The sequence below is a fragment of the Allocoprococcus similis genome (assembly GCF_054660775.1).
The window spans coordinates 160763-183532 of the sequence record NZ_BAAHSG010000006.1 but is presented as its reverse complement, the minus strand read 5'-3'; the positions used below and the strand labels follow the sequence as shown (position 1 = coordinate 183532).

At 43.2% G+C, this 22770-nt stretch carries 23 protein-coding genes and 1 other annotated feature; of the genes, 4 read left to right on the top strand and 19 right to left on the bottom strand.

Annotation, left to right across the window (positions count from 1 at the left end; all coding sequences use genetic code 11):
• Window positions 1-88: 88 nt before the first annotated feature.
• The 3 genes from ACYQ5K_RS03320 to ACYQ5K_RS03310 form a co-directional block, all read right to left on the bottom strand.
• A complete protein-coding gene (locus ACYQ5K_RS03320) occupies window positions 89-2068 on the bottom strand; it encodes a sodium-translocating pyrophosphatase (RefSeq protein WP_173688408.1) in 1980 nt (659 codons plus the stop codon).
• A 119-nt stretch (window positions 2069-2187) separates the two neighbouring features.
• Window positions 2188-3429, bottom strand: a complete 1242-nt coding sequence (locus ACYQ5K_RS03315; protein WP_178024681.1) for a sensor domain-containing diguanylate cyclase — start codon at window positions 3427-3429, stop codon at window positions 2188-2190.
• A 16-nt stretch (window positions 3430-3445) separates the two neighbouring features.
• Window positions 3446-3988 (bottom strand): V4R domain-containing protein, encoded by a 543-nt coding sequence (locus ACYQ5K_RS03310; protein WP_178024677.1) that lies wholly within the window; start codon window positions 3986-3988, stop codon window positions 3446-3448.
• 187 nt (window positions 3989-4175) lie between these two features.
• Between ACYQ5K_RS03310 and ACYQ5K_RS03305 the strand changes: the two genes are divergently transcribed.
• Window positions 4176-5303, top strand: a complete 1128-nt coding sequence (locus tag ACYQ5K_RS03305) for a glycerate kinase family protein (RefSeq protein ID WP_173688412.1) — start codon at window positions 4176-4178, stop codon at window positions 5301-5303.
• Window positions 5304-5430: 127 nt separating this feature from the next.
• On the opposite strand, the gene ACYQ5K_RS03300 is transcribed toward ACYQ5K_RS03305, so the two are convergent.
• Window positions 5431-6081, bottom strand: coding sequence for a YkgJ family cysteine cluster protein (locus ACYQ5K_RS03300; RefSeq protein WP_178024675.1), 651 nt, complete (start codon window positions 6079-6081; stop codon window positions 5431-5433).
• Between the two features lie 14 nt (window positions 6082-6095).
• Entirely contained in the window at window positions 6096-6989 is an 894-nt protein-coding gene (locus ACYQ5K_RS03295; RefSeq protein WP_173688414.1) for a radical SAM protein, read from the bottom strand.
• 167 nt (window positions 6990-7156) lie between these two features.
• On the opposite strand from ACYQ5K_RS03295, the gene ACYQ5K_RS03290 reads away from it, so the two are divergent.
• The gene (locus tag ACYQ5K_RS03290; RefSeq protein ID WP_173688415.1) at window positions 7157-7603 is read left to right on the top strand and encodes a GatB/YqeY domain-containing protein; all 447 of its coding nucleotides are present in this window, start codon (window positions 7157-7159) and stop codon (window positions 7601-7603) included.
• Between the two features lie 44 nt (window positions 7604-7647).
• Here the strand turns inward: ACYQ5K_RS03290 and ACYQ5K_RS03285 are convergent, their stop codons facing one another.
• Both ACYQ5K_RS03285 and ACYQ5K_RS03280 read right to left on the bottom strand, forming a co-directional pair.
• Window positions 7648-7944 (bottom strand): type II toxin-antitoxin system PemK/MazF family toxin, encoded by a 297-nt coding sequence (locus ACYQ5K_RS03285; RefSeq protein WP_173688416.1) that lies wholly within the window; start codon window positions 7942-7944, stop codon window positions 7648-7650.
• 6 nt (window positions 7945-7950) lie between these two features.
• Window positions 7951-8193, bottom strand: coding sequence for an AbrB/MazE/SpoVT family DNA-binding domain-containing protein (locus tag ACYQ5K_RS03280; protein ID WP_173688417.1), 243 nt, complete (start codon window positions 8191-8193; stop codon window positions 7951-7953).
• Between the two features lie 159 nt (window positions 8194-8352).
• On the opposite strand from ACYQ5K_RS03280, the gene ACYQ5K_RS03275 reads away from it, so the two are divergent.
• Window positions 8353-9567, top strand: a complete 1215-nt coding sequence (locus ACYQ5K_RS03275) for a DUF4317 domain-containing protein (RefSeq protein WP_173688418.1) — start codon at window positions 8353-8355, stop codon at window positions 9565-9567.
• A 182-nt stretch (window positions 9568-9749) separates the two neighbouring features.
• Here the strand turns inward: ACYQ5K_RS03275 and ACYQ5K_RS03270 are convergent, their stop codons facing one another.
• The 5 genes from ACYQ5K_RS03270 to ACYQ5K_RS03250 form a co-directional block, all read right to left on the bottom strand.
• The gene (locus ACYQ5K_RS03270) at window positions 9750-10448 is read right to left on the bottom strand and encodes a site-2 protease family protein (RefSeq protein ID WP_243868795.1); all 699 of its coding nucleotides are present in this window, start codon (window positions 10446-10448) and stop codon (window positions 9750-9752) included.
• Window positions 10449-10588: 140 nt separating this feature from the next.
• Window positions 10589-11293, bottom strand: coding sequence for a TVP38/TMEM64 family protein (locus ACYQ5K_RS03265; RefSeq protein ID WP_459777263.1), 705 nt, complete (start codon window positions 11291-11293; stop codon window positions 10589-10591).
• A 12-nt stretch (window positions 11294-11305) separates the two neighbouring features.
• Complete coding sequence (locus ACYQ5K_RS03260; protein ID WP_173688431.1) at window positions 11306-11992, bottom strand: TVP38/TMEM64 family protein; 687 nt, start codon at window positions 11990-11992, stop codon at window positions 11306-11308.
• Window positions 11993-12156: 164 nt separating this feature from the next.
• Entirely contained in the window at window positions 12157-12597 is a 441-nt protein-coding gene (locus ACYQ5K_RS03255; protein WP_117555860.1) for an RpiB/LacA/LacB family sugar-phosphate isomerase, read from the bottom strand.
• A gap of 110 nt (window positions 12598-12707) precedes the next feature.
• Window positions 12708-13496 carry an SseB family protein gene (locus ACYQ5K_RS03250; protein ID WP_178024671.1) on the bottom strand — a complete coding sequence of 263 codons (789 nt, stop codon included), beginning with the start codon at window positions 13494-13496 and terminating at the stop codon, window positions 12708-12710.
• A 180-nt stretch (window positions 13497-13676) separates the two neighbouring features.
• On the opposite strand from ACYQ5K_RS03250, the gene ACYQ5K_RS03245 reads away from it, so the two are divergent.
• Window positions 13677-15065 (top strand): MATE family efflux transporter, encoded by a 1389-nt coding sequence (locus tag ACYQ5K_RS03245; protein WP_178024669.1) that lies wholly within the window; start codon window positions 13677-13679, stop codon window positions 15063-15065.
• Between the two features lie 81 nt (window positions 15066-15146).
• Here the strand turns inward: ACYQ5K_RS03245 and ACYQ5K_RS03240 are convergent, their stop codons facing one another.
• From ACYQ5K_RS03240 to ACYQ5K_RS03210, 7 genes are all read right to left on the bottom strand, one after another.
• On the bottom strand, window positions 15147-15671 hold the full coding sequence (locus tag ACYQ5K_RS03240) for a 2'-5' RNA ligase family protein (RefSeq protein ID WP_178024667.1): 525 nt from the start codon (window positions 15669-15671) through the stop codon (window positions 15147-15149).
• Window position 15672: 1 nt separating this feature from the next.
• Entirely contained in the window at window positions 15673-15966 is a 294-nt protein-coding gene (locus tag ACYQ5K_RS03235; RefSeq protein ID WP_055249520.1) for a hypothetical protein, read from the bottom strand.
• A 47-nt stretch (window positions 15967-16013) separates the two neighbouring features.
• Complete coding sequence (locus ACYQ5K_RS03230) at window positions 16014-16319, bottom strand: hypothetical protein (RefSeq protein ID WP_173688979.1); 306 nt, start codon at window positions 16317-16319, stop codon at window positions 16014-16016.
• A 275-nt stretch (window positions 16320-16594) separates the two neighbouring features.
• Window positions 16595-19021: a leucine--tRNA ligase gene (gene leuS / locus ACYQ5K_RS03225; RefSeq protein ID WP_178024665.1), complete on the bottom strand. Its 2427-nt coding sequence runs from the start codon at window positions 19019-19021 to the stop codon at window positions 16595-16597.
• A 118-nt stretch (window positions 19022-19139) separates the two neighbouring features.
• Window positions 19140-19377: a binding site (T-box leader), on the bottom strand.
• A gap of 87 nt (window positions 19378-19464) precedes the next feature.
• Window positions 19465-20007 carry a M48 family metallopeptidase gene (locus tag ACYQ5K_RS03220; protein WP_178024663.1) on the bottom strand — a complete coding sequence of 181 codons (543 nt, stop codon included), beginning with the start codon at window positions 20005-20007 and terminating at the stop codon, window positions 19465-19467.
• Window positions 19998-21833, bottom strand: a complete 1836-nt coding sequence (gene recQ, locus ACYQ5K_RS03215; RefSeq protein ID WP_459777262.1) for a DNA helicase RecQ — start codon at window positions 21831-21833, stop codon at window positions 19998-20000. The genes ACYQ5K_RS03220 and recQ overlap by 10 nt, the downstream gene beginning before the upstream one ends.
• Window positions 21826-22767 (bottom strand): TIGR03943 family putative permease subunit, encoded by a 942-nt coding sequence (locus ACYQ5K_RS03210; protein ID WP_173688975.1) that lies wholly within the window; start codon window positions 22765-22767, stop codon window positions 21826-21828. The genes recQ and ACYQ5K_RS03210 overlap by 8 nt, the downstream gene beginning before the upstream one ends.
• Between the last annotated feature and the right edge of the window lie 3 nt (window positions 22768-22770).

Sequence of the window (22770 nt, the reverse complement as noted above, 5' to 3'; positions counted from 1 at the left end):
ATAAGTCAAATAATTCGTGCCTTTTACAAAAAAACCCCTCATCTGCAGTTTCCCGCAAATGAAGGATTTCTTTTACTTTATTCAATTCTTACAGTAATCCACCGATTGATAAGAATAACGGTGCAAATACAAGTGAAACGATTGTCATAAGTTTGATCAGGATGTTGATAGACGGTCCTGATGTATCCTTGAACGGATCACCTACTGTATCACCAACAACTGCTGCTTTGTGAGCTTCGCTTCCTTTTCCGCCATGATGTCCTGTTTCGATGTATTTCTTAGCATTATCCCATGCTCCACCTGCGTTTGACATGAAGATTGCCATAAGTACACCTGTAACAAGTGCTCCGGAAAGCAATCCACCGAGGGATTCCACGCCAAGAACGATACCAACGATCAGCGGTACTACGACTGCCATCACACCCGGAAGCAGCATTTCGTGAAGAGCTGCTGTGGTAGAGATCGCAACGCATGATGTATAATCCGGTTTTTCTTCACCTTTCATGATGCCCGGTTTTTCACGGAACTGGCGTCTTACTTCTTCGATCATCTTGTATGCAGCCTTTGATACAGACTCCATAGTAAATGCGGAGAAGAGGAATGTAAGCATACCACCGATAAAGATACCGATGATTACTCTGTAGTCAAGAAGGTTGATCGCTTCAAGACCAACTGCCTGTGCATAAGATACGAAAAGTGCAAGTGCAGTAAGGGCTGCTGATCCGATCGCGAATCCTTTACCCATAGCTGCAGTTGTGTTTCCTACTGAATCAAGCTTATCTGTGATTTCACGAACAGATTCATCCAGTCCTGACATTTCTGCGATACCACCTGCATTGTCTGCGATCGGTCCGTATGCATCAACGGCAACTGTGATACCTGTTGTAGAAAGCATACCTACTGCTGCAAGTGCGATTCCGTAAAGTCCTGCAACTGAGTAAGATACAAAGATACCTACACAGATCAGGAGAAGCGGGATTGCTGTAGATTTCATTCCTACTGCAAGACCACTGATGATTGTAGTAGCTGCGCCAGTCTCTGACTGTTCTCCGATTCCCTGAACCGGTTTGTAGTCTGCTGATGTGTAGTACTCTGTGATGTTACCGATGATGACACCAACAACCAGACCTGCGATAACGGCAATTGCTGCACTCATCTTTCCGAAGAGTACGTTACTCAGTACAAGTGCTACAACAATAACTACGATAGAAGCTGCATAGCTTCCCTTTGTAAGAGCTTTCTGCGGATTCGAATTCTCATCACCTTTTACAAAGAAGGTTCCGATGATAGAAGCGATCAGACCACATCCTGCGATCGCAAGCGGATAAAGAACTCCGGATACAGCTCCTGCTGCTGCTCCAAGAGTCAGTGCTGATACAAGTGAACCAACATAAGATTCAAAAAGGTCAGCTCCCATACCTGCAACGTCACCTACGTTATCACCTACATTGTCAGCGATAACTGCCGGGTTACGCGGATCATCTTCCGGGATACCTGCTTCTACTTTACCAACAAGGTCTGCACCAACGTCTGCTGCTTTGGTGTAGATACCACCACCAACGCGGGCGAAAAGTGCGATTGAAGATGCACCAAGACTGAATCCTGAAAGCACATCTACGTTCTTTGTAACGATGTACACAAGGCTTACGCCAAGTGCTCCAAGACCTGCTACGCACATTCCCATAACGGCCCCGCCAGAAAAAGCAATTGATAATGCTTTATTCATTCCGCTTTCTTTTGCTGCGTTAGCAGTTCTTACGTTCGCTTTTGTAGCGACTGTCATACCACAATATCCTGCAACTGTTGAGAAAAGTGCTCCAATTACAAAGCATACTGCTGTTACCCAGCTGATACCAAATCCGATCAGTACGAAAAGTACGACTACGAAAATGACCAGAATCTTGTATTCAGCCATAAGGAAAGCTCTTGCGCCTTCCGCGATTGCTCCTGCAATCTCCTTCATGCGGTCCGTACCTGCATCCTGTTTTCCTACTTTGCCAGCAAGGTATGCTGCAAACAGTAAGGCAATAACAGCTGCAACCGGAACCAGATACATATAAGTATTCATTTCTTGTTCCTCCCTGAATTATTGTACCTTTAAAGACAATAGCACAAATGGAACAAGAATGCAAAACAATTTTTTAAATTATCGATAAGCTTTATTTATTTTATCTATAAAAAAGAAAACTATTTCAATAATTTCATATATTCTGCCTTGCGAATTCTTTTCTGCTGATACATTTCAGCATCCGCTTTCTGCAAAATTCCCTCCAGCCGGATACTCTTTGTTCCTTCAGCTATCTCTACACAACCATAACTGAATCCAGACGGACATACACCCTCCCAATCTGTTTCAAAAAGCTGCTGTATCGCCAGCATCTTTTTTTCCGCAACTTCTTTAGAACATTTTCCAAATAATATACAAAATTCATCTCCACCGATTCTGGCAAATATATCCCCTTCACGGATATTTCCCCTGATCAGATCTGCAAAACGCTTCAAATACTGATCACCTTTCGCATGCCCAAACTGATCATTGATATATTTCAAATGATCCAGGTCACAATAGCAAAGCACCATTTTATCTGAGCGTTTCAACATCTCACCAGCCTTTACTCTGAAATAGAAACGGTTACCTATTCCTGTCAGGATGTCTGTATACGCCTGGTCTTCAAGTTCCTCTTCTCTCTTCTTTTCTTCAGTTACCTCACGGATAATGTGGACATACGCTCTCTGTCCCTGCCACAGCATCCATCCGGTTGTAATCCGATAGTCTCTCTCATGCGAATCCTTTGCTTCCCAAATACGGTCACTAGTCTCTGACACTTTCTGACATTCCTGCTCTTTTTCCATCGCCGCACACATCTCATATAGTTCCTTCTCCTGAAGTCTGTCGTACTCGGTATGATTACAATATAAGATCTCATGTGTATCTGCACTCAGCACCATTATCTTCTCTTCACTAAAACAAATCAGTTCCATCAACAATTCATTATAGCTTTCCAACATGGTTACACGTGCTTTTTCCTTTTCAGTCTCTTCTTTCAGCCGCATCTCCCGTTCCCGAAGCTGTTCAGTCATTGTATTGAATGCATCCGAAAATTCCCCAAGATAAGAGACTGTCTGCGAATAATCCCCATTTGCAACCTGCTTTGCCTGCCATGTTAAATGATTCAGATTCGCATGCAAATTTTTCAGATTCTCACAAAGGAAATTATCTCTTCCGGGATAAAAACCGGATAAAATCCCCTTTGAAAGTGCTGCCGAATACTCCTTCATTTCCCTGACTGCCTTATCCAGATACCGAAATCCCTTCCCCAGCTTCTGAAACTGTGGTTCCAACTGACTGATGTCTAATTTTTCAGGTGAAGGATCGTACAGGATACTACGCAGGTATTCAAATAAAAGTTCACAATTCTTGTCTTCCATCGCATTTCTCTGCCTTTTATTTTCCTTCTGAATCTACACGAAATCTGCACACTCTGTCTCCGGTTGCCCAACAGTCTACTTCAACAGCTGTAAACAACGTGCCCGTATACTCTGTCAGTATCCCCGAAATAAACCCTTCATCGTAATTACACACAGTCTCGCCCAGCACCGGAAGCCCGGAGCAGTCTGCATCTTCCGACACTGTAAGTATAATTCTTCCTCTTTCCAGATCCAGTTCTTCAATTCGCATTACACCAATCTTCATCTCTTGCAGTTTCTGCTGCAGCTGCGCTACAAATGCATTAAATTCAAGGCCTGTATCCAGAATTTTTCTCGCAAAAAAAGTTCCTGCTTTAAATCCTGCCTTTCGAAATAGTTCAATCTGAACATCTTTTCCATAAGTTTCTGACAGAATTTCTTTCAAAGAATACTCCAACATACGATATACAAATACCGGAACATCTTCACCTAAATTTCCTCGTCCCGAACAATTATATCCCAGATAATCCTCTAAAGTAATCTTTGGCCGATTCGCCAGGAAAATGTTTTCTTCTTCCATTCTGCCTCCCCCTCTCTGTTGCGTTTTCACCAACTCATACTGCGTTTAGTATACCATTATGCCTTGTTACATTCAAGGAAATCCCGGCAGGCTTTTCATTCCTTGTAACATTCCTTTTTTCTCTGATCCATGATACACTGGATTCATCATAAAACAAACGAATTCAGTGATAAGGAGATTATAAAATATGAAAGTTGTAGTTGCAATTGATTCATTTAAAGGAAGTCTCACTTCGATCGAAGCCGGAATGGCTGCAAAGGAAGGAATCTTAAAAGCACACCCGGATGCAGATGTAATCGTAAAACCACTTGCAGACGGAGGCGAAGGCACCACAGATGCCTTGATTGCAGGACTTGGTGGGGAGCGCATTGACCTTACAGTTACCGGTCCTTTTGGCACTCCGGTAAATGCACATTATGGATATCTGGCAGAGAAAAATACTGCTATCATTGAAATGGCCGCCGCTGCCGGGATTATCCTGGTAAAAGAATCTGAAAAAAATCCACTCACAGCAACCACTTACGGTGTCGGTGAAATGATCGCAGATGCAATGGAACGCGGCATTCGTAATTTCATTATCGGAATTGGCGGAAGTGCCACCAACGACGGTGGTATCGGGATGCTAAAAGCACTGGGATATCAATTTTCTGATGAAAACGGACAGGATGCCGGTGAAGGCGGACAGGCGCTTAATCGGGTAGCTTCCATTGTAACAGACAAGGCTAACCCGCTTCTCAAAGAATGCAGTTTTCGGATTGCCTGTGATGTAACCAATCCACTTTGTGGAAAGAACGGAGCAACCTATATTTATGGTCCGCAAAAGGGAGTCACACCGGAAATGGCTGAAGGACTGGATCAGGCAATGAATCATTATGCTTCTGTTACTTCTAAGTTTCTTCATAATGATTATGCATCCGCAGAAGGTGCAGGTGCTGCCGGTGGTCTTGGATTTGCTTTTCTAAGCTATTTAAATGCTACACTGACTCCGGGAATCGATCTGATCCTTAACGCGGTTGAACTGGAAAAAGAATTAAAAGATGCGGATATCACTGTTACCGGCGAGGGGCGTCTTGATCACCAGACCGCCATGGGAAAAGCCCCTGTCGGTGTAGCAAAACTTGCCAAAAAATACGGTTCCAAAGTCGTTGCTTTTGCCGGAAGCGTCACTCCGGAAGCAACTGTCTGCAACGTGGTCGGAATCGATGCATTTTTCCCGATCGTCCGTGGAATCACAACACTTGCCGAAGCAATGGATCCGAGAAATGCAAAAGCAAATATGTCGGCAACTGTGGAACAGGTATTCCGTCTGTTATAAATTTAGTATTATCAACAAATTTCTTCACAAGAATACGGTGCAATACAAGCCGAATCACATTTATCTGAAATGTGGTCTGAATCCTCGTGCTTTCAAAGATGCGGTACTTCTGTACCTTGCCTTGCGGTTATAATATATTTTTTGCCTCGTCCATTCTCCGGAAAAATTCGCTGTAAAATTCTTCCGTCTGATACGGAGTAAGGTAAAATCTCTTCAATACATCCATGCTGACCGCCTTCGCACTCTCCGGATGTGCTGCAATGTATTCCTGTAACTGAATCAGTAATCCATGCCATCCGGTAATATACGCTTCGTAATTCTTCAGGTTCGGCGTATCCAGCCATTTTTTGACCTTTACTTTCGTCCGGTTCTCTTTCTGACATTCATGTACCTGAAGAAAATAGCGGAAACCATTTTCTTCATAATATCTTCCAAGCGGGAAAAGCCGGCAGATTCCCGGACGAAACGGATGAATACTGCATCTTCCTTCTCTGGTCAGAAAACCGCATCCCTCTTCTTCTCCTGTCATCTTCAGATTCGGCAGGATGATTCCGTCCACTACATTCAGCTCAATCTTTCCTGCAAGCAGAGTTTCAAAAGCCGCTCCTGTTCCCCTGCTGATCCGGACAATATCCAGCGGATCCAGCACGATCGAGCTTCCCATCCCCGTACAACAGGCGTGGCAGCCCTCACAATCGCCACAGTCCGCTTTTACCAGATCATTGCCGGTATATAATTTTCCATCTGAAATTTCTTCCATTGTCACCTGTCTTTTCATATCAATCTCCTTTCCTATACTCCTTCCAGTGTAAATGGTGGAATAAAGCTCTCCTTTGCCGTATCCCCTTCCTGTACAAATGCCTGTGTCACACCAAGCGAGATCGCATAATCCACCAGTTTCTCATAAGCATACTCCGGCACCTTCCGGTTCAGTTCCGGATATTTTTCTGAATCCAGACTCGCAAGCGGCGTGTACTGGCTCATCAGACTCATATAAATCCGGTTTCCATAAGTCTCATATAAATATTTTACCACTCTCTTACCATCCGCAAGGCATCCCGGTAAAAGCAGATGCCGCACGATCACGCCACGCTTCATCATCCCACGCTCATCAAATGCCGGCTTCCCTGCCTGTCTTACCATCTCAGCAAGAGCCGCCTTCGCAACCTCCGGATAATCCTCCGCCATCGAATATTTTTTCGCATGATCTATATTTAAATATTTGAAATCCGGCAGGTAAATATCCACCAGACCATCCAGCATTTTCAAAGTTTCCACTCTCTCGTAACCGCCCGTATTATATACAACCGGCAAATACATCCCCTGATCCTTCGCACTCTGAAGCGCCCGGATGATCTGCGGCACAAAATGCGTCGGCGTCACAAGATTGATATTATTTGCACCTTTCCCCTGAAGTTCCAGAAGAATCTCCGCCAGCCGCTCCTCCGTGATCACCTTGCCAACCTTACTTCCCGCAATCTCATGGTTCTGACAGAACACACATCTTAAAGTACATCCTGTAAAAAAGACCGTCCCCGATCCTTTCTCCCCTGAAATACAAGGCTCCTCCCACATATGAAGCGCCGCTCTCGCCGCCCGGATCTCACTCGTCTCACCGCAAAACCCAATCTTCCCATTCTCCCTGTCCGCCATACACATCCGCGGACATAATGTACAGCCACTCATACTATCGCTTAACCTCTCATCTATCCCTGACTTATTCCTATCAGTATACCGCACTTTTTGAAAAATAGCCACCTAAGTTTTCCTCTGCCAGAGATTGAAAATTCTTTCCCCATCTGCTACAATAAAGTGCAGACAGGCATTTTGCCTCAAGTTTGGAGGAATATACAATGAGTAAAATTGATGAAGTAAGAAGCGCTATGGTCGCAGCCATGAAAGCAAAAGATAAGGACACAAAAGAGACATTATCCGCTCTTCTTGCAGCCCTTAAGAACAAAGCCATCGACAAACGTGCCGATCTTACCGAAGAAGAAGAAGTTCAGGTTATCTTAAAAGAGATCAAACAGACAAAAGAAACTCTGGAGATGACTCCTGCTGATCGTACAGACATCATTGAAGAATGTGAGAAACGTATCGCTGTTCTTGAACAGTATGCTCCGAAGATGATGGACGAAGCTGAGATCAAAGAAGTAATCGCAGGTGTCCTTTCCGGTCTTGGAATTGATGCTCCGACACCAAAGGATAAAGGACGTATCATGAAAGAACTGATGCCGAAAGTAAAAGGAAAAGCTGACGGAAAGCTTGTGAATGATATTCTCACAGGACTGATGGCTTAATAGCAGATATTATGAATGCAGGGTTCCGGACTGGTTCCCTGCATTTATATATAGTCGAATATACTCTGTATTGCGTCTGTCACGTTAATCACATCTGCTATTTTTACACGATCTATTTTTTTATATCCCCTGACTCTCAAATCTAACATTTTCATCTGCTCACATAGGATATAACCTTTTTGATCTTCCGTCTCAACATAAATATGAAGTGGGCTTTGTTCACTTTCGCTTGCCATTGGACACCCAATTATTTCTCCCGACTGATTAAAAAAATTTTTACTCGCCACAAATACAGGAGCTTTAATTTTTTCTATCTTTAAAATATCCCCTTGCTGTATCACTACCTTTTACCATACCTCTCTTCCTTTAGGTTTATCCCAGTCATACTCTCCATCAAGGTTTAATTTACCTCCAAATTTTTCAGCTCTTTCTTCCAGTGTCTGATGTCTGAATGTCTTAACAAGCATAATCATACCATCTGATACTTTCACTTCCAGCATATCATTTATTTCTACATTCGCTGCCTGTAAAATATCTTTTGAAAGCCTGATTCCCTGACTATTCCCCCATGCTTTTACCTGTGTCTTCATATAATTCACCTCCAAGAAATGTATATACTAAGTATATACATTTCTAAAAAAATAATCAAATATTTTTTCTCCCGACCACACTCTTCCTCAAAATATGTTATAATTCATAAGCATCAGTTTTTTACTGAACCACAACAATTAAAAGGGGATTTACTTAATATGAATAAAAAAGAAGTCACTGAAATCAAAAAACAGTTCACCCCATCCAACTGTGCGATCACCCGTATCTGCGGATGCTATGTAGATGGTGAAAAAGAGAAAAAAATGGAAATGAAGGATGCTTTCCTTTCTCTCCCGGAAGAGGAAATGTTCAAATATTTTGACATTTTCAGAAAATCCTTATCCGGTACGATTGGGAAAAATCTTCTGAATATGGAATTTCCTCTGGAAACCGAATCAGAAGGTGGTACACAGGAATTTCTTCTCAAATTAAGAAACAGCCGGCTTACTGACGACGCTCTTCTGGAAGAATTCTATAATCGTGTCATCGATTCCTATGATTATGCCGAAAACTATCTGATCCTGCTCGTCCATGCTGCCTACGATATTCCTGGAAAATCAACGGACGGAAGTGAAATGTTCGATGCATCCGATGAAGTCTATGATTACATCATGTGTACCTTCTGTCCGGTCAAGCTTTCCAAGCCAGGACTCAGTTATCATGCAGAAGAGAACAGCTTCCATGAGCGTATCCGTGACTGGATCGTAGAGATGCCGGATGCCGGTTTCCTCTTCCCTGCTTTTAATGACCGCAGCACCGATATTCACAATCTGCTTTATTATTCAAAAAATGCAGAGAATCTCGGAAACGGTCTGACCGATCTGCTTCTTGGATGTGTTCCGCCACTCACCGCCGGAGATCAGAAAGAAACTTTCCGTACACTGATCGAAGAAACGCTCGGTGATGACTGCGACTACGATACCGTCAAAAACATCCATGAAAATTTAAATGAAATGATCGAACAGAATTCTGAAAATCCGGAGCCACTCGCCCTCGACAAAGCAGAAGTCAAATATCTTCTTGCAAAAAGTGGTGTCGAAGAAGAAAAACTGGAAACCTTTGATGAGCAGTATGACTCCGCTGCCGGAGAGCATGGTACACTCCTTGCTTCCAATATCGCAAGCCTTAAAAAATTCGAGATCAAAACTCCGGATATCACCATTCAGGTAAACCCGGAATGTGCTGATCTTGTAGAAACACGTATTATCGATGGTCAGAAATGCCTGGTCATTGTCGTTGACGACCGCGTTGAGATCAACGGAATTAGTGCAAAAACCGCAGTATCCAACGGACTTCCAAAGTCTTCCATCCCTGATGCATCTGATGAATCCGAAAGAGATACATCTGAAAATGAAATGAATGTTCCATTCTAAATAACTTACATATTATTACGAAAGACATTTTTATTGAATGTCTTTCGTAATATTTTCTTATTTCTTTTCAGCTTTACAATGTATACGAAAAATGCAGATAATCCTATCGACTACCTGCATTTTCCTATACGCAATTTTCTATTTTCACTTACACCGTTTCCCGGCTCTTTTTCACCTTTCTCTTAGATCACAGTTCCTCCACCGGTCGCCACAACTCCAATTCTCAGAATTGCCTTCACAAAACTCCACATTCCATTGATTACTGCAGAATTCAGCAGACTGATCGGCACATCCAGAATTCCTGTTCCAAGTAACAGAAGCAGGATCCACATACTATACGGCCGGATCTTCCAGTAAAACTCTGCTACCCTCGGAAAGATCTCAGCAAGAATATTCGATCCGTCAAGGGGCGGAATCGGAATCAGATTGAATACACCAAGTCCAATATTCAGCACTGCTCCATAATAAGTAAGCACATAAAGATAATTCAGAATTAACCCACTCGATCCGTACTTATACAAAAGCCCGTGCAGAATCATACAGACAAACGCAAGCAGGAAATTCATGACTACTCCCGCTGCTGCCACGAGAATCGTATCTCTTTTTTTATTCTTATAATTCCTGGTGTTGATCCTTACCGGCTTCGCCCATCCCACATGAAATACAAGCAGACAAAGGGTTCCCCACACATCCAGATGCTTAAATGGATTCAGTGTCAGTCTTCCGTCATATTTTGGTGTCATATCCCCAAGTTTATATGACACATATCCATGTGCAAATTCATGCAGCGAAACTGCAAGCAATGTAGCAGGCGCAACGTAGATCAGAGTCTGGAAAAACTGATACATTGCCCTGGCAAGTCCTATATTCTGAAACAGCATAACATCCTCCAAATTTTCTTAATAACGTCCATTATAATCCCATGCGAAATTGGATTCAAGAAAAATTATGTAAATTTTTTCTAAAGATTATACAGAAAAAGTCATTATCCCATCCATAGATAATGACTTTTTTATACCATTTATTTTGCTTTTTTATTCTGTCTGTCCATGTAGATCTTTCTCCCCATAAAAATCAGTGCCGACAGAGCAAACAGGATCAGTAGTCCTGTCACCAGAAGCTTCGCTCCTCCTGTCAGCATTCCTCCAACATAAGAATATACAATCGTTGCCGGAAGCTGTCCTACACCAGTTGCCACAAAAAAAGATATAAACGACATCGAAGTAAGTCCTGCTGCATAACTTACAATATCAAACGAAACAAACGGAAGCAAACGACAGATCAGAACTGTATTCTTTCCATATTTTTCAAAAAATGTATCTATCTGCTGCATTCCAGCTTTACTCGTAAGCTTTTCTGCCACATCACGTCCAAGTATTCTTGCAATGAAAAAGCATACCGCTGCTCCTGCCACCGCACTGCTCCATGACAGAATAGCTCCCTGCCACCATCCAAAAAGATTCGCATTTGCAAATGTAATCAGAAATGCCGGAAGTGGCGCTGCAATCGACTGAAAAATCATAAGCAAAAATGAAATCAATGCCGCATATGCCCCATAAGATGCTACAAAGTCTCTGACCACTGTAAAGTCTCCACTAGCAAACATCTTAAATACCTGATTCATCACATGTTTTACGGACGGAAATACATAATAACTTCCGATTGACACAATAATCAAAATGATCACTACTATTTTCCCCACCCAATTATTTTTCTTTTTTTCCATACTTTTTACTCCTTATTCCTTATTTTCTTCCAGATCATCTTTCAGGTAACGCTTTTTCAGGATCGTCCCGATTATCGTGACTACAACTGCCAGCACTACTGCTGTTCCAATATAAAACAACCTATTCTCCTTATCCGCAAGGCCTGCTGTACCAACCGTATACATCGCTGTACCAGGTAGCATAAATATCAACGAACCAATTGCATACGTACTAAAACGGATATCTGTAATACCATACGCAAAATTCTGCAGATTAAATGGAAATATCGGAACCAGACGTGTAATCATAAGAACAAATAATTCATTACAGCCAGTATCGTCAAACAACCATTTTTTCAAGATACGGTTCTTTGCAACCACTGGTCCAATACTGTCTTTCAAGAAAAAACGTCCTGCAATAAATGCAAGAACCGCCCCGATCGTTGTTGACAGAGAACAACAAATCGTACCGATTACTGGTCCAAAGAGAAGTCCTGCCAGTATCGCAAACGTCACTCCCGGAAGCGCAAGCACCACACACCCAACAACTGTCAATACCATATACAATAGAATTGCCAGAGGAAGATTATTCTGCACTATCCGCTTCATAAATTCAAGATTTTCTGAAGTACTTATGTAAGAAGACCAGCCAAAAATATGATTCAGGATCACAATCAAAAGGATGATTCCCCCAAACATCCATAGCTTCTTGTTTTTCATCTCTTTTTCCTTTTCCCCTTTTTGAATTTTGCTATCTAATGTTATCACATTTTCCCTTCTATCACAAATACATTTATACTATAATTGTATATTCTTATCGTGTTTTTCTATAACAAAAAGCAGCCCTTGACGGACTGCCCTTTACGCTTTCTGAATAACTCAGATTATTTACCTTCTTTTTCGTATTCTGTAATTCTTGCTACCTTCGGCATAGAACGGGATTCCGGATCGAAAGTTACGCTTAAGTACTCTTTTACGAGGCATTTTGCGAGCTCAATTCCTGTAACCTGTGCGCCAAGTGTGATAATGTTGGCATTGTTACTGAGCTGTGCCCTCTGAGCCTGATATACATTGTTAACCAGTGCTGCATAAGCTCCCGGAACTTTGTTGGCAGCAATGCTTACCCCGATACCTGTTCCGCAGATCAGGATTCCTCTGTCACATTCTCCTGCTGCAACACTTGTTGCAAGACGAATTGCAGTGTTTGCATAAATCGGATCATCACTTCCGAAATCAACAACTTCATGTCCCATTTCTTCTACAAACGGGGTGAGAATTTTTTTGTACTCTGTTGCGTTAGGATCACAACCAATTGCAATTTTCATTTTCTTGTCCTCCATTTTGGTATAATAATGTATTTCGATACTGGTATTATTATACAAAATTTTCTTTTATTATGGAACCCCTTTTTTTCATTTTTTTCTTTTATTTTCGATTATTCTTGTGTTTTATTTTCGTTTTCTTTCGTTTTTGCCGGTTTTCTGTTTATCTGCAACTGCAGGTTCACCCCAAACGGATTGACTGCAACGCCATATGCTTCCGGTGAAAGGATTTCCGGAATCTTACTTCCTTCTACAACAGCGGTTTTCAATGTCACACCCTTGTTCAGGTTCTGGAATTTCTTAACTTCCTGCACATCCGTAAAGATTGGCTGATATACTTTTCCATCCTTCTGTTTCAGAATCGGAATTCCTTTGTCCTCCTGGACAGTCACAATATAACGCCCCTCCTGATAATGGGCAAGCATTTCTTCGTTCAGCTCTTTTAACTCATCCGTCATCTCCGGTTTATTCGGCTTTCTCATCTGTTGCATAAAATACGCTGCAGTCAGCACCAGTTCCGGATTCTCTACACGTATTTTTCCTTCCGGAAGTTCTTCATCCTTCGGTCTCGTGATCAATTCGTCAAGCTGCACAGCAATCTGTCCGTCCAGTCCTTTGTCCACCAGAATACAGTTGACTCCCATCGGAAACAGCCCGGTAAAAAATGACAGGCGGGAATTTTCATCCACCTTGACAAGCTGCATTGGATTTCCTTCCTTCTGAAGCTTCATAGCCTCTTCTTTCGCTTCCCCTTCTGTGTAGTAAAGAAGGATCTCATCATCAAATGTCTCCGGGTCGCAGACCACATATGGCATTCTTGTACAGGATGACATCAATACATAAATTGCCTCTGCAGTACGCAGTTTATTTAAAGTTTCGATTTTCTGATTTGTATTACTCATTCTAGTATATCCCTTTCCTCTTTCTCCATATAACAAGAATTATACCCGTCTGTCCGAAAGAAGTCAATTTATACTCCCTTATTCCGCTTGATTATCTTCGTATTTTCCTATATCATATGTGTTTAGGGGCTTTTTTTACAGTGTTTTTACTCTTTTATCAGAACAGAAAGGAATGAGAAAATGAATCAGGAAAATACATCTGCACCTGCAGAAAATAAAATGGGTACCATGCCCATCGGAAAACTATTATTTAATATGTCTCTGCCTATGATGATTTCTATGCTGGTACAGGCTTTGTACAACATTGTAGACAGTATTTTTGTCGCCAAATTATCGGAAAATGCACTGACCGCCGTTTCACTTGCCTTTCCACTCCAGACACTGCTTATTGCAGTTGGAACCGGAACCGGTGTCGGCATGAATGCACTCCTTTCCAAATCACTTGGAGAGAAAAATTTTAAAAAAGCAAATGCAACTGCAAGCAACGCTGCCGTTTTATATTTTTTCAGCTATCTCGTATTTTTCATTCTTGGCTTTACGATCGTCCGTCCTTTTTACGCAAGTCAGATCGGAAATGCTGACCAGGAGATCATGGAACTCGGAATCGAGTACTTAAGTACCGTCATGATTTTCTCTTTCGGGCTGCTTGCACAGGTCTTCTTTGAACGTCTGCTTACTTCAACCGGAAGAACCATCTTCAGTATGACTTCCCAGCTGACAGGGGCGATCACCAACATCATTCTTGATCCAATCCTGATCTTCGGACTTCTCGGAGCTCCGAAAATGGGTGTGACCGGAGCTGCTGTTGCAACCGTGATCGGACAATGCGTTGCCGCACTTGTCGCCGGATTTTGTAACCACCGGTACAATCATGATGTGAAACTGAAGTTTCATGGATTCAGACTTGATTTCCATATTATCGGCACCATTTATGCAGTTGGAATTCCAACGATTATTATGCAGTCCATCGGATCGGTTATGACTTACTGCATGAACCGCATCCTGATCGAGTTTTCATCAACCGCAACTGCTGTATTCGGCGTTTACTTTAAGCTACAGAGTTTCTTCTTCATGCCGGTATTCGGTCTCAACAATGGGATTACCCCGATCATTGCCTACAATTATGGTGCCGGTCAGAGAAAACGTATGCTCAAGACGATCAAGCTCAGTATGCTGGTCGCCTTCTGCCTTACCTTTATCGGTTTTCTCTGCTTTGAAGGAATCCCACAGATACTTTTGAGTCTGTTCAATGCATCGGACGAGATGCTCACCATCGGAGTTCCTGCCCTGCGGATCATCGGAATCCACTATCTGATCGCATGGTTCTGTATTGTATCAGGAACCGTATTCCAGGCTCTTGGAAAAGCATTTTTCAGTATGATCGTCTCCATTATGCGTCAGTTATTTGTACTGATCCCTGCCGCGTATATCCTTGCAAAGCTTGGCGGTCTTCATGTAGTGTGGTGGTCCTTCCCGATTGCGGAGGTTATTTCACTTATGGTATCCTCCTTCTTCCTGGTACGGATCAACCGGACGATCATTTCCAGGATTCCTGAGGGAAAGCTTTAGTAGAACTGTGCTCGGATAGTTCCTCTGATAGCGAAAAAGAAGATTTTCACGTATCGATTCAGATCCGTGAAAATCTTCTTTTTATTTTAACTTTATCTTACATAAATCCCTGTATGGATTCGTCCTCGCAAGTCCAATCTCAACCGCTTCACCTGTAAACGGTGCAAACTGGTTCTGCATCACAGAAAATGCCTCCTGCATTTCCGCCTGGTTCAGTCTTTTTCCCAGTGTTGTATGCGGGAACCAGGAAAATGGCTGGTATCTGCTCTGAACCCGGACACCCTCCAGGTTTCTGATCTTTGAGAAAACAGACTCTGACAGCTTCTGCAGATATGCATTTAAAACCGGTGACAGATAAATTGTATGTGGCAGAAACATCCCTAACGAGCACCAGAAAATCTGTCCTTTTTCAAATTCCTGTTCCATTGCCATAAAGCCGGCGATTGCTTTCTCTTCTTCTGCCATATCAAATGCCGACAAAGTAATATGCGGCGGAACCTGTCCGTCAATCATCGCCGCATTGCCTGTCTTTCGTGCAATCTGTTCCATATACAACTGGATTTTCCGGTTCGTTCTTTCGTCAAAATAAAGCGATATGAGGTACATGCTATCCTTTCAGTCCCGCTGACTGCCGGATCATATCTTCCACTACGATATCGTAAATCTCGCCAATACTGTTACAATATTCCAGAATCTTCCATGGCTCGTTTGTATGGAAATGAATTTTGATCAGGTCTTCATCTCCTACCGCGATCAGGCAGTTTCCCTCAAAATGTTCGGATATATATTCTGCAATCTCATCTTCATCCAGATCTTCATCTCTTCTGTCGATCAGAAGCTGCGTATCATAACGGTATGCAAACTGATCCTCTTCTACGTCTATACTGTGTACATTTTCCATCTGTTTGTTCCTCCTTACTCAAAGTTCAAGAACAGTATAGCATATTTTTATTTGTTATCAAATGTAATATTTCTGACCATATTCCGGTTGATCAGCTGGATTCCCTTTTTCCCTGCATCCACTTTGATCCACTGGGAATCAGCTTCCATAAGTGTTCCTTTGATCGCACCTACTTCGTTAAAAAGACTTATTGTACAGTTTTTTCCCATATACTGATCTAACATTGAACCTTCCATATCTTTGATTTCCTTTCCGTCTGCTAAAATTGTGATTACGCTCTGTGTCTGCTGCATCGCCTGCATCATTGTTACCATATTCAGGTTGTTAATCGCAACCATCGTTGCAATGTCCATACCGATCCACCTCCTGCTTTTTGAATCTTAATATACCGGTGAAATCTTTTTCTTTATTCTACTTCATATTTGAGGATCCGTAAAGGGATTGCTGGAAGTTCGTTCGATTGATGGGCATACGCCTTGAATGGTTTATTTTTATCGCAAATTTACGGTAGTGCACAATCTCACGAACAAGTTCGTTCGATTGACGGGCATACGCCCTATGCATAAAAGAAAGAGAGGGCAAATTCCTGCAAGCAGGATTTGTCCTCTCTTTCTTCCATGCGCACTGCCTATTTTTGCACAATGTTTATGATTTTCTTCGGAACGTAAATTTCTTTTACGATATTTCCTGTAAGTTTATCTGCGATTGCTTCTTTTCCGGCAGCGATTGCTTCTTCTTTTGTAGCCTCTGCGGAAATCTTGATGACTGCTCTTGTTTTTCCATTGATCTGTACCGGAATTTCGATTTCATCATCTTTCATGGCTTCTGCATCGTATTTTGGCCATCCGGCACGGAATACGCTTTCTTTGTTGCCAAGTTCTTCCCAGATTTCTTCTGCCATATGTGGTGCAAATGGTGCAAGCAATACTGCAAGGGTATCCAGAGTATCTCTGTCTACTCCGCCTTCTTTCTTGGCGATTGCAACCAGTGTGTTGGTGTGCTCCATGAATGCAGAGATTACTGTATTCAGGCTGAAGCTTTCCAGACGGGTTGTGATATCATAAACCAGTTTGTGACGTACTTTGATCATCTCTTTGGTTGGCTTGATATCTTTGTCCTTGCTGTCCATAAGCAGGTTCCAGAGTTTTTTAAGGAAACGGTATACACCGTCGATTCCTCTGTCATCCCACTCTGCATCCAGTTCCGGTGGTCCTACGAAGAGTTCATACATTCTTAAGGAATCGCATCCGTAATCTCTTACAAGATCATCCGGAGATACGACATTTCCTTTTGATTTACTCATCTTGATACCGTTCTTTCCGGTGATCATTCCCTGGTTGAACAGTTTGATAAACGGCTCGTCAAAATCGATCACACCGATATCGCAAAGGAATTTGGTATAGAATCTTGAATACAGAAGGTGAAGTACTGCATGTTCCACACCACCGATATACATATCTACCGGAAGCATTGCATCTGCTTTTTCTCTGGATACAAGTTCTTCATTGTTGTGGTTATCTACATAACGCAGGAAATACCATGAAGATCCAGCCCACTGCGGCATGGTATTTGTCTCACGTTTAGCAGGTTTTCCACAAACCGGGCAGGTTGTGTTTACCCATTCATCGATTCCTGCAAGTGGAGATTCTCCTGTTCCCGTCGGTTCATAAGATTCTACATCCGGCAGTCTCAGTGGAAGCTGATCCTCCGGTACCGGTACAGCGCCACAGTCCGGACAATGTACGATCGGAATTGGTTCTCCCCAGTATCTCTGACGGGAGAATACCCAGTCACGCAGCTTGTAATTTACAGTTGCACGTCCGATTCCTCTTTCTTCGATGATGTGTGGAGCTTCTTTCTTAAGAACAGAGCTTTCCATACCATTCCACTCTCCGGAATTGATCATCGTTCCGGATGCTTCTGTGTAAGCTTCTGTCATATTTTCGATTTCTTTACCGTCTTTTGCAATAACCTGAATGATCGGGATGTTGAACTTGGTAGCAAATTCAAAGTCACGGTCATCATGAGCCGGTACGCACATGATGGCTCCTGTACCGTAATCAGCCAGTACATAATCAGAAAGCCAGATCGGTACTTTTGCTCCATTCAGAGGGTTGATTGCATATGTTCCTGTAAATACACCTGTTTTTTCTTTGTCCTGCAGACGGTCTACGTTAGACTTCATAGAAGAATCGAAAATGTATTTTTCTACTTCTTCTTTGTGTTCCGGTGTTGCAAGCTCTGCTGCAAGCTTATGTTCCGGTGCAAGTACCATGAAAGTTGCTCCGTGAAGGGTATCCGGTCTTGTTGTGTATACAGTGATCTTATCTTCTCTTCCTTCAACCGGGAAGTCTACTTCTGCACCGTAAGATTTACCGATCCAGTCTGTCTGCATCTTTTTAACTTTTTCCGGCCAGTCAAGCTTATCCAGGTCATTTAACAGACGGTCTGCATATTTTGTGATACGCAGCATCCACTGACGAAGATTCTTCTTTGTAACTTCAGCGCCGCAACGTTCGCATTTTCCGCCTACAACCTCTTCATTTGCAAGACCTGTCTTACAAGACGGACACCAGTTGATCGGGAATTCTTTTTCGTATGCAAGTCCTTCTTTGAACATCTTTACAAAGATCCACTGTGTCCATTTGTAGAAATCAGGATCTGTTGTATTGACTTCCATATCCCAGTCATAAAGCGCTGAGATCTCATTGATCTGACGTTTGATATTTGCGATGTTTGCTGCTGTCGATTTTGCAGGATGGGTTCCCATCTTGATCGCATAGTTTTCAGCCGGAAGACCGAATGCATCCCATCCCATCGGATGAATGATATAATATCCCTGAAGCAGTTTGTAACGGCTCCATACATCGGAGATAACATAGCCTCTCCAGTGTCCTACATGAAGGCCATTTCCTGACGGATACGGGAACATGTCCAGACAATAATATTTCTTTTTCGGGTTGCCGTTTTCATCCACCTTCGGATTGACCGGATTCTCAGCCCATTTTTCTTTCCATTTCTTTTCGATTGCCTTATGATTGTAAGGTACTGCCATTTTTCTTTCCTCCTGGTATTGTTTCAGTATGAAAAAAAGTGTCTTAACCTTTTATTTAGCAGGAAATTCCATCAGGATTTCCTGTTAAATAAAAATCTTTCGCCTCTTTTGATAAATTCAAAGAGACGAAAGATTAAATTCCGTGGTACCACTCTTCTTCGCCGCATCCCGGTAACATAACTTACGGTGCAGCGCACTTGTGATTCTATAACGGGAATTCCCGCTTCTGCCTATCTGAAAACCATTCAGCAGAAGAACTCAAAGGCGAGTTCAAAGATCTGATCTGCTGCCTTGCACCGCCCGGCAGCTCTCTGTACAGACTCTAATCTTTTACTGATCCTTATCCTTGTTTTTTTCATATACTCTGTTATTATAAAAATAAATACAAGTTCCGTCAAGAGATTCTTGATTGTTTTTTACGAATTCTTGATTATTTTTACCATTTAAAATTGATTTCCGTTATCTCTCAGCCATTTTCTATATTTTTTATAGTCCGGCATCCACGTCGCCACGACCTTCCAGAATGCAGCGGAATGATTCATTTCTCTACGGTGTGCCAGCTCATGAACCACAACATAATCCAAAACTCCCGGAGGCATCAGTACCAGCTTCCAGTTGTAATTGAGATTCCCCACGCTGCTGCAGCTTCCCCATCTGGTCTTCTGCTCCCGGATGGAAATACGCCCATAGGTCACACCCATTTTCCGGGCATAGTATCCGGTTCTTGCACCTAATACTTCTCTTGCCAGATTCCGGTAATATTTCTTTTCTGCTTCCGGCATCTCTCTCTTTTCCTGCAGCTTCATTGCATTTTCCTTCTGAAACTTCACCTTCTGCCGGATCCAGTTCTCTTTTTCCAGAAGGAACCGGTCAATCCGCTTTTTCTCACAGGAATAGGGTGCACGAACCGTCACCTTCCCTTCCCGGTCAACCTCGATCCCGATACTCCTGCGGTTCGACCGGACCAGGCGATATTCTATGTCCACGACCGGATCACCTCCAGAAAGCGTTCCCCGTATTTTTCAAACTTAAATTCCCCGACACCGGATACTTCCAGCATCCCTGCCTTATCCTTCGGCTGATCGATACACATCTGCACCAGCGTCTTGTCAGAAAATACAATATACGGCGGAACCTTTTCTTCTCTCGCGATTTCAGCACGCAGGGCGCGCAGGATTTCGAAAGACTCTTCCTGCTCTTTGTTCAGAACCAGTCCCGCAGTCTTCTTCACCTTTTTCTTCGGTGCGGTCTTCGCCTCTTTCTCCGGTTCTTTTGCCATCTTCATGGAAAATGTCTCCTGCCCTGCGATCAGTGCTTCTGATTTTTCAGTCAGCTTCACAATCATATAAGAATCCGAGGTGGTCTTCAGATATCCCTCTACCAGAAGCTGGTTGAAAATCTGCCGGAGCTTCCATGAAGGCGTCTTAGAGAGTACTCCGTAAGCCGGACTGGCACTCATGCCATACTGCCGGATCTTCGCATTATTTGCTCCATGTACCGTATCCAGAATTACATTGATGCCGTAACGCTGATGACTCTCTTTTACACACATGGCAAGTATTCTTGCCTCTGTCGTCATATCCACGGTATCAAACTGTGTCTTACAGTTGGAACAGTTTCCACAGTAATTACTGCCGTATTCTCCAAAATACCGCAAAATATAATCACGCAGACATTCATTTGTAAAACAATAATAAGTCATCTTTTTCAGGCGCTCCTGATCCCGCTCCATCACGATCCGGCGCGTCAGTTCATCCAGTTCCTGATTGTCGCGGTTGTTCTCAATGAACATCTGGTTTGTGATCACATCCTGTCCACTATATAAAAGCAGACACTCCCCCGGCTCACCGTCCCGGGCGCAGCGTCCCACTTCCTGATAATAGGACTCCAGATTCTTCGGCATATTGTAATGCACGACAAAGCGGACATTGGATTTATCAATTCCCATCCCGAATGCATTCGTCGCCACCATGATCTGCTTCCGGTCATAAATGAAATCATCCTGATTATCACGCCGCTCCCGGTCTGTCAGTCCTGCATGATACCTGGTCACAGAAAACCCATCCAATTCCAGGAGTGCGCAAGTTTCCTCCACCTGCTTTCTGGTCAGGCAGTAGACGATCCCACACTGATCCGGATGCTCCTCAACAAATGCTTTGAGTGCGGCATATTTATTCTTTGGGGACTGTACCGCAAGGAACAGATTCGGTCTGTCGTAACCTGTCATTACTACTTCCGGATCCTCCAGCATCAGGATATCGATCATATCCTCTCTTACTTCTTTCGTCGCTGTTGCAGTAAATGCACTCACAACCGGCCGCTTTGGAAGATGCTCTACAAACTCTGTGATCTTTAAATAGCTTGGCCGGAAATCCTGTCCCCACTGGGAAACACAGTGCGCTTCATCGACTGCGATCATAGAAATATCCACGCTCATAGCAAAATCCATAAACTCTACAGTCTCCAGCCGCTCCGGTGCCACATAGATGATCTTATATCTTCCTTCTTTTGCAAAGGCAAGTGCCTTCCGGTACTGCCCCATAGTCAGGGAACTGTTCAGATAGGCTGCATGAACCCCTGCCTGGTTGAGGGATGCCACCTGATCCTTCATAAGAGAAATAAGGGGAGATATCACAAGTGTAATACCTCCCATCATCAGAGCCGGAATCTGAAAACAGATGGACTTTCCGGCTCCCGTTGGCAGTATGCCGAGTACATCCCGCCCGGACAGGATCGCATCGATCAGCTTCTCCTGTCCCGGCCGGAACCCGTCATAGCCAAAAAATTGCTTTAATACTTGAAATTTATCCAAGATATACTACCTCTTCTTCCGGTTTCTCTGCGGATTCCATCTCCAGCATATAAAGAACCGGCTGCTTTGGAACCATCGGACGGTACGCTTCGTACTCGAACTTGACAGTTACTTTTTTCCAGCTTCTCTGTGTGATCTGCGCTGCCCTTCCAAGATTACACGGATATCCATAGAAACGGATATCATCTGCGCAGCAGGTCATGATCTGTCTTCCCGGAATCAGCATATTTGCCGGCATTCCCTTCGGACGGAAAAGCTGTGCAAGGAAGGTGATCTTCTTGTGCTCGTAGCGCTCCGGATGCTCATATGCATCCACATACCAGGTACCAAAGTCCACATCATCAATAAAGATATGGTCTGCTTTCAGATCATATGGCAGATCCTCTTCTGTCTGCGGGATAATATTGCCATCCACGCCTTCAAAGATCAGCTGTGCCTGTGGGTTCTGGATCTTAAGGGCACGTCTGAACGCACTTCGGTCTGTATTTTCCCCACAACGGTTGATGATGATCAGCTCAGATTCTGTAAGCTGGTTCATCAGCATATTCCGCATATTCTTCAGGTACATGTCCAGGGTCTCACCGCTAACCGTTGAGTACACACCCTGGATCTCCCAGTTGCGTGGAAAATCTTCATCCAGGATCTCCTGCAGATCCCAGGTTCCATTGTACTCAATGATCACCTGGACCGGATGATAGATCTTCTCACAGTTTTCAAAGAAAGTTTTATTTAACTTTTCTCTTTCTTCTATATTGAAGAGGAACATTCCGTTCTCATCCAGATATTTTTCCGAGTACTCTTCCTCTCCCTCTTCACACTGCAAAAGCAATGTCGGACCTTCTTCGATCCATTCCTGCTTCATCAGTGTGTCCTTGATAAATGTTGTTTTTCCACTGTCCAGAAATCCTGTACAGATATATACCGGTGTTGTCATCGC

Bases quoted from the DNA above. Each gene is read 5' to 3' on its own strand.
- ACYQ5K_RS03300 (WP_178024675.1), bottom strand. From the start codon at position 6,081: ATGAAAAGACAGGTGACAATGGAAGAAATTTCAGATGGAAAATTATAT.
- ACYQ5K_RS03315 (WP_178024681.1), bottom strand. From the start codon at position 3,429: ATGGAAGACAAGAATTGTGAACTTTTATTTGAATACCTGCGTAGTATC.
- ACYQ5K_RS03275 (WP_173688418.1), top strand. From the start codon at position 8,353: ATGAATAAAAAAGAAGTCACTGAAATCAAAAAACAGTTCACCCCATCC.
- ACYQ5K_RS03290 (WP_173688415.1), top strand. From the start codon at position 7,157: ATGAGTAAAATTGATGAAGTAAGAAGCGCTATGGTCGCAGCCATGAAA.
- ACYQ5K_RS03270 (WP_243868795.1), bottom strand. From the start codon at position 10,448: ATGCTGTTTCAGAATATAGGACTTGCCAGGGCAATGTATCAGTTTTTC.
- ACYQ5K_RS03250 (WP_178024671.1), bottom strand. From the start codon at position 13,496: ATGAGTAATACAAATCAGAAAATCGAAACTTTAAATAAACTGCGTACT.
- ACYQ5K_RS03245 (WP_178024669.1), top strand. From the start codon at position 13,677: ATGAATCAGGAAAATACATCTGCACCTGCAGAAAATAAAATGGGTACC.
- ACYQ5K_RS03310 (WP_178024677.1), bottom strand. From the start codon at position 3,988: ATGGAAGAAGAAAACATTTTCCTGGCGAATCGGCCAAAGATTACTTTA.
- ACYQ5K_RS03260 (WP_173688431.1), bottom strand. From the start codon at position 11,992: ATGAAAAACAAGAAGCTATGGATGTTTGGGGGAATCATCCTTTTGATT.
- ACYQ5K_RS03295 (WP_173688414.1), bottom strand. From the start codon at position 6,989: ATGAGTGGCTGTACATTATGTCCGCGGATGTGTATGGCGGACAGGGAG.
- ACYQ5K_RS03240 (WP_178024667.1), bottom strand. From the start codon at position 15,671: ATGTACCTCATATCGCTTTATTTTGACGAAAGAACGAACCGGAAAATC.
- ACYQ5K_RS03280 (WP_173688417.1), bottom strand. From the start codon at position 8,193: ATGAAGACACAGGTAAAAGCATGGGGGAATAGTCAGGGAATCAGGCTT.
- ACYQ5K_RS03230 (WP_173688979.1), bottom strand. From the start codon at position 16,319: ATGGACATTGCAACGATGGTTGCGATTAACAACCTGAATATGGTAACA.
- leuS (WP_178024665.1), bottom strand. From the start codon at position 19,021: ATGGCAGTACCTTACAATCATAAGGCAATCGAAAAGAAATGGAAAGAA.
- ACYQ5K_RS03265 (WP_459777263.1), bottom strand. From the start codon at position 11,293: ATGGAAAAAAAGAAAAATAATTGGGTGGGGAAAATAGTAGTGATCATT.
- ACYQ5K_RS03235 (WP_055249520.1), bottom strand. From the start codon at position 15,966: ATGGAAAATGTACACAGTATAGACGTAGAAGAGGATCAGTTTGCATAC.
- ACYQ5K_RS03255 (WP_117555860.1), bottom strand. From the start codon at position 12,597: ATGAAAATTGCAATTGGTTGTGATCCTAACGCAACAGAGTACAAAAAA.
- ACYQ5K_RS03305 (WP_173688412.1), top strand. From the start codon at position 4,176: ATGAAAGTTGTAGTTGCAATTGATTCATTTAAAGGAAGTCTCACTTCG.
- ACYQ5K_RS03320 (WP_173688408.1), bottom strand. From the start codon at position 2,068: ATGAATACTTATATGTATCTGGTTCCGGTTGCAGCTGTTATTGCCTTA.
- ACYQ5K_RS03210 (WP_173688975.1), bottom strand. From the start codon at position 22,767: ATGACAACACCGGTATATATCTGTACAGGATTTCTGGACAGTGGAAAA.